Annotated in this window: 13 protein-coding genes; 3 read left to right on the top strand and 10 right to left on the bottom strand. The window is 45.1% G+C overall.

Translation table 11 applies throughout. The features are described from left to right. The 4 genes from artM to brxB form a co-directional block, all read right to left on the bottom strand. Window positions 1–660: arginine ABC transporter ATP-binding protein ArtM (gene artM / locus RAC86_RS07120; protein WP_377885452.1), on the bottom strand; the 660-nt coding region annotated here is incomplete at its 3' end. After that, window positions 653–1,312: an arginine ABC transporter permease ArtQ gene (gene artQ / locus RAC86_RS07115; protein ID WP_003230340.1), complete on the bottom strand. Its 660-nt coding sequence runs from the start codon at window positions 1,310–1,312 to the stop codon at window positions 653–655. The genes artQ and artM, both read right to left, overlap by 8 nt. Window positions 1,313–1,391: 79 nt before the next feature. Continuing rightward, window positions 1,392–2,159, bottom strand: coding sequence for an arginine ABC transporter substrate-binding protein ArtP (gene artP / locus RAC86_RS07110; protein WP_080529520.1), 768 nt, complete (start codon window positions 2,157–2,159; stop codon window positions 1,392–1,394). A 256-nt stretch (window positions 2,160–2,415) separates the two neighbouring features. Next, a complete protein-coding gene (brxB, locus tag RAC86_RS07105) occupies window positions 2,416–2,853 on the bottom strand; it encodes a bacilliredoxin BrxB (protein WP_003226477.1) in 438 nt (145 codons plus the stop codon). 159 nt (window positions 2,854–3,012) lie between these two features. Between brxB and RAC86_RS07100 the strand changes: the two genes are divergently transcribed. The 3 genes from RAC86_RS07100 to bmrR all read left to right on the top strand — a co-directional run bounded on the left by RAC86_RS07100 (window position 3,013) and on the right by bmrR (window position 6,057). Continuing rightward, the gene (locus tag RAC86_RS07100) at window positions 3,013–3,897 is read left to right on the top strand and encodes a YegS/Rv2252/BmrU family lipid kinase (protein WP_014114322.1); all 885 of its coding nucleotides are present in this window, start codon (window positions 3,013–3,015) and stop codon (window positions 3,895–3,897) included. Window positions 3,898–3,978: 81 nt separating this feature from the next. Beyond that, window positions 3,979–5,148: a multidrug efflux MFS transporter Bmr gene (gene bmr / locus RAC86_RS07095; RefSeq protein ID WP_014114323.1), complete on the top strand. Its 1,170-nt coding sequence runs from the start codon at window positions 3,979–3,981 to the stop codon at window positions 5,146–5,148. A 72-nt stretch (window positions 5,149–5,220) separates the two neighbouring features. Next, window positions 5,221–6,057, top strand: a complete 837-nt coding sequence (bmrR, locus tag RAC86_RS07090; protein ID WP_061186907.1) for a multidrug efflux transcriptional regulator BmrR — start codon at window positions 5,221–5,223, stop codon at window positions 6,055–6,057. Window positions 6,058–6,117: 60 nt separating this feature from the next. On the opposite strand, the gene RAC86_RS07085 is transcribed toward bmrR, so the two are convergent. Genes RAC86_RS07085 through bcd form a run of 6 tightly spaced genes read right to left on the bottom strand, consistent with a single transcriptional unit; the run spans window position 6,118 to window position 13,078 of the window. Continuing rightward, the gene (locus RAC86_RS07085) at window positions 6,118–7,395 is read right to left on the bottom strand and encodes a dihydrolipoamide acetyltransferase family protein (protein ID WP_072566524.1); all 1,278 of its coding nucleotides are present in this window, start codon (window positions 7,393–7,395) and stop codon (window positions 6,118–6,120) included. Between the two features lie 21 nt (window positions 7,396–7,416). Next, complete coding sequence (gene bfmBAB / locus RAC86_RS07080; RefSeq protein ID WP_061186905.1) at window positions 7,417–8,400, bottom strand: 3-methyl-2-oxobutanoate dehydrogenase subunit beta; 984 nt, start codon at window positions 8,398–8,400, stop codon at window positions 7,417–7,419. 13 nt (window positions 8,401–8,413) lie between these two features. Then, window positions 8,414–9,406, bottom strand: a complete 993-nt coding sequence (bfmBAA, locus tag RAC86_RS07075; protein WP_072566525.1) for a 3-methyl-2-oxobutanoate dehydrogenase subunit alpha — start codon at window positions 9,404–9,406, stop codon at window positions 8,414–8,416. A 21-nt stretch (window positions 9,407–9,427) separates the two neighbouring features. After that, complete coding sequence (gene lpdA / locus RAC86_RS07070) at window positions 9,428–10,852, bottom strand: dihydrolipoyl dehydrogenase (protein WP_072566526.1); 1,425 nt, start codon at window positions 10,850–10,852, stop codon at window positions 9,428–9,430. 21 nt (window positions 10,853–10,873) lie between these two features. Then, entirely contained in the window at window positions 10,874–11,965 is a 1,092-nt protein-coding gene (gene buk, locus RAC86_RS07065) for a butyrate kinase (RefSeq protein WP_014114329.1), read from the bottom strand. An 18-nt stretch (window positions 11,966–11,983) separates the two neighbouring features. After that, window positions 11,984–13,078 (bottom strand): branched-chain amino acid dehydrogenase, encoded by a 1,095-nt coding sequence (gene bcd / locus RAC86_RS07060; protein WP_003236852.1) that lies wholly within the window; start codon window positions 13,076–13,078, stop codon window positions 11,984–11,986. Window position 13,079 lies beyond the last annotated feature (1 nt).

Here is a 13,079-nt window from a genome sequence, read left to right as displayed (position 1 = left end):
CGGATTGCCGTCTTCGACAATCATTCCTTGGTCCATAAACAGCACACGGTCTGCCACTTCTTTTGCGAAGCCCATTTCATGTGTGACAATCACCATGGTCATGCCGGTTTCGACCAGCTCTTTCATGACCTGTAGCACTTCTTTGACCATCTCTGGATCAAGGGCGGAGGTCGGCTCGTCAAACAGCATGATGTCCGGATTCATCGCAAGAGCCCTGGCAATCGCGACACGCTGTTTTTGTCCGCCAGACAAACGGTTTGGATAGTCATTTCGCTTTTCAAACAAACCGACTTTGCGGAGCAGGTCCTCAGCTTTCTCCTTTGCAGCCTGTTTTGATTCTTTTTTTACATTGACAGGCGCGTACATGATGTTTTCGAGAACCGTTTTGTGCGGAAAGAGATGAAAATGCTGAAAAACCATCCCGATGTTTTCCCGGACCTTTAATGTGTTGGTTTTTGGCTTCGTAATCTCTGTGTCTTTTATTGTAATGGTTCCGCCGTTAGGCTTTTCCAACAGGTTTAAACAGCGTAAGAACGTTGATTTGCCTGAGCCTGAAGGACCGATCACGGCAACAACCTCACCCTCAGCGATTGTTGTTGAAATGTTTTTTAATACTTCGTGTTTCCCAAATGATTTTGACAGCTTTTCAACCTTAATCATTGGATTTCAGCTTCCTTTCTACAGCCTTGCCGATAAACGTTAAAATCAGGACAAGCACATAATAAATCAATCCCGCGATAATAAGCGGCTCAAGGTAATTGTAAGTGGCGGCGCCAGCTTGATATGCGCGTCTCATGACATCACCAAGCCCGATGACGGTGACGATCGCCGATTCTTTTGTTAACGTAATTAATTCATTCACAATTGCAGGTGATATATTTTTGAAGGCCTGCGGCAGCAGCAGATCCTTCATCATTTTTCCATACGGGACACCGAGTGCAACAGCAGCTTCTTTTTGCCCTTTATCAATGGCATTGATTCCGGCTCTGATAATTTCCGATACATAAGCGGCGGAATTCAAAGACAATGCGACAACCGCAGCCCAAAACTGGTCAATTTGAAATCCGAGCAGCTGAGGAAGGCCAAAATAGACAATCATAAGCTGCAGCACTAAAGGCGTGCCTCGGAACACTGATGTATAAAAATCAGCGATCCAGATAAACGGGCGGAATGTGCTGATCTTGCATAAGCTTAGCACAATACCGAGTATAAGTCCGATAATAGCAGATACAACAACAATTTTTAATGTAATTGCCAAGCCTTCTAATATAAAAGGAATTTGGGGGATCGTTGCTGAAAAATCCAAATTCATAGCCTTTGTCTCCTTTTCTTACAGGAAAAAGTTTCCTATTCAATAAAAAGGCTCAACGAAAAAGTTGAGCCGCTTTTTTTTACTTCTCGCCAGTGAACCATTTTTTCTTCAATTTCTCAAGCTCTCCGTTATCTTTCATTTCCTTGAGCGCTTTATTGAATTTGTCTGTCAGTTCACTGTCCTTTCTGAAAGCAATTGCTGAACCGGCTTCTTCCGCTTTCGCATCAGGAATCACAAAGCCTTGCAGGTCATCATTTGATTTGAAATACCCTTCTGCAACAATGTCTTCAATAATCGCGGCATCGAAACGGTCAGATTTGATTTCCTGCACCAAATCAGAAATTCTGTTGCGGTCTTCTGTTTTAAAACCATATTCCGGAGAAAGCTCTTTCCCCTTCTCTTCCTGAATAGAGCCAAGCTGAACGCCAACTGTTTTTCCTTTCAGGTCTTTCAAAGATTGAATGCCGCTGTCTTTTTTGCTGACAATCATATGGTTCGCTGTGTAATACACATCGGAAAAATCAACTTGTTTTTTACGCTCAGGCGTTGGTGTCATTCCTGACAGAACGAGATCCACCTGTTTTGATTTAAGCGCTGTAATTAAGCTGTTGAAGTCCATATCCTGCACTTCAATTTCATAGCCTGCCTTCTTTGCCAGAGCTTTTGCCAGCTCTACATCAAAGCCGACAATATTATCTCCTTCTTTATATTCAAACGGTTTGTAATCCGCCGAAGTACCCATAATTAATTTTTTCTTTCCGCTTTCTGAACCTGAATTGCTTGAGCCGCACGCAGTTAATGCAAAGGTGATGCAAGCAGCTACAAGTAATAAGAGCCATTTTTTCATGATCCATTTCCCCCGTATTCATTACTTTTGGTGTATTTGAATATTTATTCGTTAATTTGTATTTTAAACAGTTTCTCATTTTTATGCAATACTATTTTTAAAAATTATCTTCAAGCTTATTTTTCCAACGGTATTACTAGATAAAAATAGATTCATTGCATAATTGGATTGAATAATCTCTTAATATTTATTCATATCTCTTTGGGATTTTATGCATAAAAAAACCGGGGCCGCTTAGGCACCCGGGTTTTTCGTCTTATACTTCTTCACAATATTCTTCAAAAGCTTCTTGCAGCTTTGCCACTACTGCCATCGGCTCATGGCCTTCAATTTCATGGCGCTCTACCATTTTCATGATTTTTCCGTCTTTCAAAATCGCAAAGGACGGAGAAGATGGCGGATATCCTTCAAAATAGTCACGCGCTCGCGCTGTCGCTTCTTTATCCTGTCCGGCAAAGACGGTAACGAGCTGATCAGGTCTTTTATCATAGTGAACGGAATGGTATGCAGCCGGTCTTGCAATTCCTCCGGCGCATCCGCAAACAGAGTTTACCATGACTAACGTCGTTCCTTTTTTCGTAAGTGCCTCATCCACCTCTTCAGCGGTTTTCAGCTCAGTGTATCCGGCAGCGGTAATTTCTTGTCTCGCTTGGCGGACAATATCATTCATAAATAAATTAAAGTCCATGTTCAATGAAGACCTCTCCTTTTTCATCATCTGTTCTTATGATAGCAAGGAAACGCCCATATCGGCAAATAACATTGCTTGACCGTACACTTTTTTGGTCTCCGTTTACAGCTTACAGAAAAAGGGGATTATATAACCAGATGTAAAATAAAGGAGCAGTTTTGTATGAGCCACCGGAAAGCGTTACTGATTCATAACGGAAATGCCGGCAACAAAAATATAGAAAAAGCGTTAGGGGCTGTGGTACCGGTATTATCACAAGCTTTAGATGAGGTGATCATTAGACAGACAAAGAAAAAAGACGATGCGTATTATTTTTGCCAATCCATTGATGATTCTGTCGACACCGTCTTTATTCTCGGCGGCGACGGTACAGTCCATCAATGCATTAATGGCATCAGCGCTTTAGAAAGAAAGCCTGCGGTCGGGATTTTGCCCGGCGGAACATGCAATGACTTTTCAAGAGTGCTGGGCATCCCTCAAAATCTCGCAAAGGCGGCGGAAGCACTTGTGTCAGGAAAAAAAACAAGCGTAGACGTATGTCAGATGAACGAGCGTTATTTTTTAAATTTCTGGGGGATCGGTCTGATTACAGAAACGTCGAATCAAATCAACGAAACCTCAAAAGCATTATTGGGAAAAATCAGCTATTTTACAAGTGCACTCCGAACAGTCTCATCTGCCGGATCGTTTCCGATGACATTAAAAATTGATGGAAAAGAAATTAAAGAAGAAGCCGTTATGCTGCTAGTTATGAACGGACAATACATTGGAACGAACCGAATTCCCCTGCCGGATGCCAGTATAGATGACGGCTTACTCGATATCCTCATTTGCCGCGGCACCAATCTCTCCGCATTGCGGGAGCTGATGAGCATGGAACAGGGCACAATTGATCGTTTTACCGGAGAGCTGTCCTATATCCAGGCCTCTCGTATCGAAATTGAAACAGACACTGTCAAAAAGGCTGATACAGATGGAGAAGTCTATACTCATACGCCCGCGGTAATTCAAGTCCTGCCGCGGCACATTGATATGCTAGTCCCGTAAAGATTTTGTAAATCCGTTGACTCTCCTCTAAGAGGAGGCATTAGAGTATAAGGGATACACTTTCGAAAAAGGGGAAGTTACATGGAGAAACAAAATATCACCTTAACAATATTATTAACCAATTTATTTATTGCGTTTTTGGGGATCGGACTTGTGATTCCGGTAACACCTACCATTATGAATGAGTTGCATTTATCGGGCACCGCGGTCGGCTATATGGTTGCCTGCTTCGCTGTTACACAGCTCATTATTTCACCAATAGGCGGACGATGGGTTGACCGCTTCGGACGTAAAATTATGATCGTGATCGGCCTGTTGTTCTTTAGTGTTTCGGAGTTTTTATTCGGCATCGGAAAAACAGTTGAGGTTTTATTTATCTCCCGTATGCTTGGCGGTGTCAGCGCTGCCTTTATTATGCCTGGGGTCACGGCTTTTATCGCTGACATCACGACCATTAAAACAAGGCCGAAAGCGCTAGGTTATATGTCAGCCGCTATTTCAACAGGCTTTATTATCGGTCCTGGCATCGGGGGGTTTTTAGCGGAAATCTATTCCCGTTTGCCTTTTTTCTTTGCGGCAGCCTTTGCCTTGCTAGCAGCCATTTTATCAATGCTCACGCTGCGCGAGCCGGAACGAAATCCTGAAAATCAGGACATAAAAGGGCAGAAGACAGGCTTCAAACGAATTTTTGCACCCATGTATTTCATTGCTTTTCTCATTATCCTGATTTCGTCTTTTGGTTTAGCGTCATTTGAATCTTTATTTGCGTTATTCGTTGACCATAAATTCGGATTTACGGCCAGCGACATTGCTATTATGATTACAGGAGGAGCGATTGTTGGCGCCATTACGCAAGTCGTCTTATTCGACCGCTTTACAAGGTGGTTTGGCGAAATCCATTTAATTCGGTATAGCTTAATTCTCTCGACGAGCCTGGTATTCTTAATGACATTCGTGAATTCTTATGTTGCGATTCTGCTAGTTACAGTCACCGTATTTGTCGGATTTGATCTCATGCGGCCTGCGGTAACGACTTATCTGTCAAAGATTGCGGGAAATGAACAGGGGTTCGCCGGCGGTATGAATTCAATGTTTACAAGTATCGGCAATGTATTCGGGCCTATTATCGGCGGAATGCTGTTCGATATTGATGTAAACTACCCATTCTACTTTGCAACGGCAGCTTTAGCCATAGGCATTGCGCTGACCATTGCTTGGAAAGCGCCTGCACATCTCAAAGCCAGCACATAATAAAAAGCGCATTCTTTGTGTACTGCAAAGTATGCGCTTTTTCATTATACTGATCATAGAAGGAGTGGTGGCATGAAAGAATCGTATTACTCAATTGGAGAAGTTTCAAAACTGGCAAACGTGTCGATTAAAGCGCTCCGTTATTACGATAAAATTGATTTATTTAAACCCGCCTACGTCGACCCGGATACCAACTACCGCTATTATACAGATTCTCAGCTCATTCATCTGGATCTGATCAAATCATTGAAATATATCGGCACACCTTTAGAAGAGATGAAAAAGGCACAGGACTTAGAAATGGGAGAACTATTTGCTTTTTATACAGAGCAAGAGAAGCAAATCAGGGAGAAATTGGACTTTTTATCAGCATTGGAAGAAACCATTTCACTGGTGAAAAAGCGGATGAAACGGCAGATGGAATACCCTGCGCTCGGCGAGGTGTTTGTTTTAGATGAAGAAGAAACACGTATCATTCAGACAGAGGCAGAGGGAATCGGGCCTGAAAACGTGCTCAACGCCTCCTACAGCAAATTAAAAAATTTTATCGAATCAGCAGATGGATTTACGAACAATAGCTACGGTGCCACTTTTTCATTTCAGCCGTACACCAGCATTGATGAAATGACTTACCGCCATATCTTTACGCCTGTATTGACGAATAAACAAATTTCTGCCATTACGCCGGATATGGAAATCATAACGATTCCTAAGGGCAGATATGTTTGTATCGCGTATAATTTTTCACCTGAGCATTATTTTCTCAACTTACAGAAGCTTATCAAGTATATCGCAGACCACCAATTAACAGTTGCCAGTGATGTTTACGAGTTAATTATACCGATTCATTACTCACCCAAAAAACAAGAAGAATATCGGGTCGAAATGAAAATCCGAATCGCTGAATAATGCTGCATAGAAAAAGAGCATTTTTTGAAGTTATGTTTCAAAAAATGCTCTTTTTGCTTATTAGTAAACAGATGTTTTCTCGTCAATCGATTCTAAAATTTGTTTCACGCGTCCGAGGAATCGTCCGCACACAAGGCCGTCAAGCACTCTGTGATCCAAGGACAGGCACAGATTGACCATATCTCTGACAGCAATCATGCCATGATCCATGACAACCGGGCGTTTGACAATGGATTCCACTTGAAGAATCGCAGCCTGAGGGTAGTTGATGATGCCCATCGACTGAACAGATCCGAACGAACCCGTGTTGTTGACGGTAAACGTTCCCCCCTGCATATCATCTGCTGAGAGTTTTCCGTCTCTAACTTTTTTGGCAAGATCAGTAATTTCTCTCGCAATGCCTTTAATTGTTTTTTCATCAGCGTTTTTAATCACCGGAACAAATAAAGAATCCTCTGTCGCAACTGCGATTGAAATATTGATATCCTTTTTCTGAATGATTTTATCGCCCGCCCACATGCTATTCATTTGCGGGAATTCTTTTAACGCCTGAGCGACCGCTTTGACGAAAAAGGCGAAAAAGGTTAAATTAAAGCCTTCTGTTTTCTTGAAGGAATCTTTTATGCTGTTGCGGTATGCGACCATGTTTGTGACGTCGACTTCCATCATCGTCCAAGCATGTGGAATTTCTGTTTTGCTTCGTTTCATATTGGAAGCAATTGCTTTTCTCACGCCTGTGACAGGGATTTCTTTATCTCCGGCTGTAGACGCAGGATATGAAATCTCTTCCTTCTTCGGCTCTGGTTTTGGTGAAGGCGCAGGAGCTGCTGTTTTAGGCTCCTCAGGTCGTTCTTTCACGCCGCCTGTTTCAATGATGCGCTGAATATCTTTTCGCGTAATGCGGCCGCCGGCACCTGTTCCTGTCACTTGATCAAGATCAATGCCGTGCTCTCCGGCCAAACGAAGTACAGCTGGCGAGTAGCGCTTTTTATTGGGCTGACTGGCTTCTTCGGCGCGGTTTTCTGCGGCAGGTGCAGGTGTCTCAGCTGCTGCTGACGCCTCCGGCTGCTCTTGTTTTTGTTCAGCCGGATTGGCGCCTTCTGTTTCGATTTTGCAAATGATTTCCCCGACTTGCAGGGTCTGGCCTTCTTCACCCACAAGCTCTGTTATCGTACCTGTAAAAGAAGACGGAACCTCTGCATTCACCTTATCTGTCATGACTTCCGCGATCGGATCGTATTTGTTCACTTTATCACCGGGGGCGACAAGCCATTTGCTGATCGTCCCCTCTGTCACGCTTTCTCCAAGCTGCGGCATCGTCATTTGTTCAATTGCCATGATTGTATCCTCCTTACGTCTTTAAAACTCCGCTAATTCTCTCATCGCCGCTTCCACTTTATCAGGGTTGACCATAAAGTATTTTTCCATTGTCGGCGCATAAGGCATAGCCGGAATATCAGGACCTGCAAGCCGTTTGATCGGCGCGTCTAAGTCGAACAGACAATGCTCGGATATAATCGCGGCCACCTCACTCATGATGCTGCCTTCTTTTGTATCCTCTGTGACCAAAAGGACCTTACCGGTTTTTGATGCGGCTTCGATGATTGCTTCTTGATCGAGCGGATAAACCGTTCTTAAATCCACCACATGCACTGAAATGCCATCTTTTTCGAGACGTTCTGCAGCCTGTAACGCGAAGTGGACACACAGGCCGTATGTAATCACTGTGATATCGTCGCCTTCCCGTTTTACATCAGCCTTGCCGATTGGCAGGACATAATCATCTGCCGGAACCTCTCCTTTTATCAGGCGATACGCGCGCTTGTGCTCAAAAAACAGCACCGGATCTTCATCACGAACTGCGGCTTTTAAGAGGCCTTTCGCGTCATATGGCGTTGAAGGCATCACAATTTTCAGTCCGGGCTGATTGGCGAAAATCGCTTCGACTGATTGAGAATGATAAAGCGCTCCGTGCACGCCGCCACCATAAGGGGCTCTGACAACGATCGGGCAGCTCCAGTCATTATTGCTGCGATAGCGGATTTTAGCTGCCTCAGAAATAATCTGGTTAATTGCTGGCATAATAAAATCAGCAAACTGCATTTCGGCAATCGGTCTCATGCCGTACATAGCCGCTCCGATACCGACACCGGCGATCGCTGATTCAGCAAGCGGCGTATCCATAACACGCTCTTCTCCAAATTGTTCGTACAGGCCGGCTGTGGCTTTAAATACACCGCCTTTTTTTCCTACATCTTCCCCAAGAACGAAGACACGTGAATCTCGTTCCATTTCTTCTTTCATTGCCAAATTGATCGCATCAATATATGACATTACTGACATTTGTACTTCCTCCCTACTTCGCATACACATAATCGAGCGCTGACTCAGGAGCTGCATAAGGAGCGTTCTCCGCTTCATCTGTCGCCTCGTTTATGATTGCCATGATTTCATCCAGCATGGTTTGTTCTGTCTCTTCGGACAGCAGGCCTGCTTCCTTTAAGTAAGCTTGATAAGTAAGCAGAGGATCACTTTTTTTCGCTTCCTCTACTTCTTCACGGCCTCTGTAGCTGCTGTCATCGTCATCACTGGAATGCGGTGTCAGACGGTAAGAAATCGTTTCAATTAATGTCGGGCCTTCTCCTCTGCGCGCGCGTTCACGCGCTTCTTTCACCGCTTGATAAACCTCCAGCGGATCATTTCCATTCACAGTTACGCCAGGCATTCCATAGCCTACGGCACGGTCGGAAATGTTCTCACATGCGACTTGCTTATCGTAAGGCACTGAGATTGCGTATTTGTTGTTTTCACACATGAAAATCACCGGCAGCTTATGGACAGCGGCAAAGTTTGCTCCTTCATGGAAATCGCCTTGGTTTGAAGAGCCTTCACCAAAAGTAACAAAGGCTGCGATATCCTTTTTCTCCATACGTCCCGCCAGCGCAATGCCGACTGCGTGCGGAACTTGCGTTGTTACTGGAGACGATCCTGTCACGATGCGGTTTTTCTTTTGTCCGAAATGCCCCGGCATCTGACGGCCTCCTGAGTTTGGATCTGCAGCTTTGGCAAACCCGGACATCATTAAATCCTTTGCTGTCATGCCAAACGCCAGCACGACGCCCATGTCTCTGTAGTACGGCAGTACATAATCCATTTCACGGTCAAGAGCAAAAGCCGCCCCTACCTGCGCTGCTTCCTGTCCTTGACAAGAGATCACGAACGGGATTTTGCCAGAGCGGTTTAACAGCCACATTCTTTCATCGATTTTTCTTGCTAACAGCATGGTTCTATACATATCAACGGCTTCCTGATCAGTCAGCCCTAGTGCTTGATGTCGGTTTGTATTCATTCAAGCCCCTCCTTTGTGCTTTTAAAAATGAATGGCTTTGCCGTCTGCGGCAAGCGCTGCTTCTCCAATCGCTTCAGAAAGCGTCGGATGCGGATGAATCGTTTGTCCGACCTCCCACGGCGTCGCGTCCAGTACTTTGGCAAGCCCCGCTTCTGAAATCATGTCTGTGACATGAGGGCCGATCATATGCACGCCGAGGATATCATCCGTGTCACGATCCGCCACGATTTTTACAAATCCGTCGCTATCTCCGTATACAAGCGCTTTTCCTATTGCCATAAATGGGAACTTGCCGATCTTGACATTGTGCCCATTCGCCTTTGCTTCATCTTCTGTTAAGCCGACACTGGCAGCTTCAGGACTAGAGTAGATGCACTTCGGTACAAGCGTTGGATCAAGCGAATGCGGATTGAGACCTGCAAAATGCTCAACGGCAATGATTCCTTCATGCGATGCAACGTGAGCTAACTGAAGGCCACCGATTACGTCTCCGATTGCATAAATATGAGATTCCTTCGTTTGACAGCTTTCATTGACTGAAATGACGCCTTTTTCAGTGACAATATCGGTGTTTTCTATGCCGATGCCTTCGATATTTGCCTGTCTGCCGATGGAAACTAGCATTTTTTCAGCAGAATAAGTAATGGTTTCTCCGTCTTTTTCCGCTTGTATACTGATGTCGTCTGACGTTTTTGTCATTGTGTCAGGCAGCACTTTTGCCCCTGTAACGAACTGAATGCCTTTTTTCTTAAGATGACTTTCCATTTCTTTTGAAATGTCTTGATCCTCAGTCGGCAATATGCGGTCCGCGTATTCAATAACCGTTACCTTCACGCCAAAATCATGAAGCATAGACGCCCATTCGATACCAATAACGCCTCCGCCGACGATGATGATCGATTTTGGCAGCTCCTCCATTTGGAGAGCCTCATCCGAAGTCAATACATGCTTGCCGTCCGCTTCAAGACCCGGAAGCATTCTTGGTCTTGATCCTGTTGCAATAATGACTTGTTTCGGGATTAGCATGTCATTTTCTTCGCCATTTCCCCGTTCAACAGAAATCGTTCCCGGCAGCGGGGAGAAGATTGACGGTCCGAGGATACGGCCATATCCGTCGTACACGTCGATTTTTCCTTTTTTCATTAAATGATTCACACCGGCTGCAAGCTTATCCACAACAGCTTGCTTACGCTGCTGCACTTTTTCAAAGTTGAGGGACACGCCAGCCGTTTCCACTCCGAATTGATCGGCTTCACGAGCTGTCCGGTATACCTCCGCGCTTCTAAGCAGCGCTTTACTCGGGATACAGCCTTTATGCAGACATGTCCCCCCGAGTTTTTCCTTTTCCACAACGGCTGTTTTTAAGCCGAGCTGAGCGGCTCTGATGGCCGCAACATAACCGCCGGTACCGCCGCCCAGAATGACTACGTCATACTCAGTTGCCATGGTGACTCACTCCTAGTCTGTCTATTCAATACGATATTGTTTGGATTGCTCTTCGCCCAGCAATACCCTGAGCGCCCCTTGGGCCAGAGACTGCAGTTCATTTTCTCCCGGATAGACTAAAACGTCTGAAATCCAATCTATGTATGATCTGATATTGGAAACAAAGCTTTTGCCGTACGCAAGTCCTCCCGTCAGCACAATCGCTTCAACTTCACCTTTTAATGCAGCGCTGGCTGCCCCGATTTCCTTTGCTACCTGATACGCCATGGCATCAAAAATGAAACGGGCTTTTTCATCGCCCCCCTGAATCATCTGTTCCACTTTTACTGCGTCATTCGTACCGAGATAGCCGAAAAGCCCGCCGGTGCCCACCAGTTTTTTCATGATTTCTTCTTTTGTATACTGTCCTGAAAAACATAAATTCACAAGATCTCCCGCAGGCACTGTTCCTGCACGTTCAGGACTGAATGGCCCCTCTCCGTGAAGGCCGTTATTGACATCTACCACTCGCCCGTGGTCATGGACGCCAATTGTAATCCCGCCGCCCATATGGGTAACAATCATTTTCATGTTCTCATATCGTTTGCCGAGAGAGGCTGCCGCCTTACGGGCGACAGCTTTTTGGTTTAACGCATGGAAAATACTTTTCCGTTCAATTTCGGGCATACCTGAAATTTTTGCGAGCACTGACATTTCGTCTACGACAACAGGATCGACGATATACGAAGGGATATTCAGACCGTCAGCGATTTCTCGCGCGATAATACCGCCGAGATTAGAAGCATGCTGGCCGGCATAGCCGCTTTTCAAGTCCTCAATCATGTCATCGTTCACTTCGTAAGTTCCGCCTTCAATCGGCCGGAGAAGGCCGCCTCTGGCGCAGACTGCATCAAACTTTGAGATATTGATTCCCTGTTCATGAAGCGTTTCGAGAATATGGTTTTTACGAAATTCATACTGATCAATAATATAGTCAAATCGCTGCAGCTCTTCTATGTTGTGTCTCAATGTTTTTTCAAAAATGCTTCGTTCGTTATGAAAAACACCGATTTTCGTTGAAGTTGAGCCTGGATTAATTGTGAGAATGCGTTTTTCATCATGTAGCACTTTCATAACCTCCAGATCAATTTCTTAACGTCTGCTTAATACACTGTGACCGTTTTGCAAAAACTGGCTTCTTGAGCGGCGCATGCGTTCAATCCGTTCCTCTGCCAAGCGGTCAGCCGCTAAATACGTCGGAATGCCGTCACGCTGAGAAATTTCAAGTACACGCTCAATATTGCCGTAAATGCCTTCAACTTTCTTCAATGCGCGTTCTGCATTATAGCCGTAAAGCTCATCTGCCACGTTGATGACGCCGCCAGCGTTAATGACATAATCCGGTGCGTAAACGATGCCCATTTCGTGAATTTGATCGCCATGGCGTGTTTCTTTTAATTGGTTGTTAGCCGCACCCGCGATGACTTTCGCCTTCAGCTGTTTAATGGTGTCGTCGTTGATTGTCGCACCAAGGGCACACGGCGCATAAATATCGCAGTCTTGTGAATAAATCTCTTCCGGATCAACCGCACGGGCGCCAAAATCTTCAACTGCGCGCTGTACTGACTGTTTGTTGATATCCGTAACGATTAAGTTTGCCCCTTCTTCATGCAGGTGGCGGCATAGGTTGTAGGCTACGTTCCCTACACCCTGTACAGCGATGGTTTTCCCTTCAAGAGAGTCGGTTCCGAAAGCAGCTTTAGCGGCTGCTTTCATTCCTCTGTACACCCCGTACGCTGTAACTGGGGAAGGATTTCCAGAAGAGCCGAAAGCAGGAGAAATCCCTGTGACATAATCTGTTTCATCATGAATAATGTCCATATCCTCAACCGTTGTGCCTACATCTTCAGCTGTAATGTATCTTCCGTTCAGTCCTTGAATATAGCGGCCAAACGCGCGGAACATTTCTTCATTTTTATCTTTGCGCGGATCGCCGATTATCACTGTTTTTCCGCCGCCAAGGTTTAAGCCTGCTGCCGCGTTTTTATAGGTCATGCCTCTTGCCAGTCTGAGCGCGTCTTCAATTGCCGCTTCTTCATTTTCATATGTCCACATTCTCGTTCCGCCAAGCGCCGGACCAAGCGTTGTATCATGAATTGCGATAATCGCTTTTAAGCCTGATTGTTCATCTTGGCAGAATACCAATTGTTCGTAATCGTATTTCTCCATATATTTAAAAAGTTCCATG

The sequence above is a fragment of the Bacillus sp. LR_5 genome, from assembly GCF_042709275.1.
Note: the sequence above shows the minus strand (reverse complement) of the source record. Positions and strands in the feature narration are given on the sequence as shown.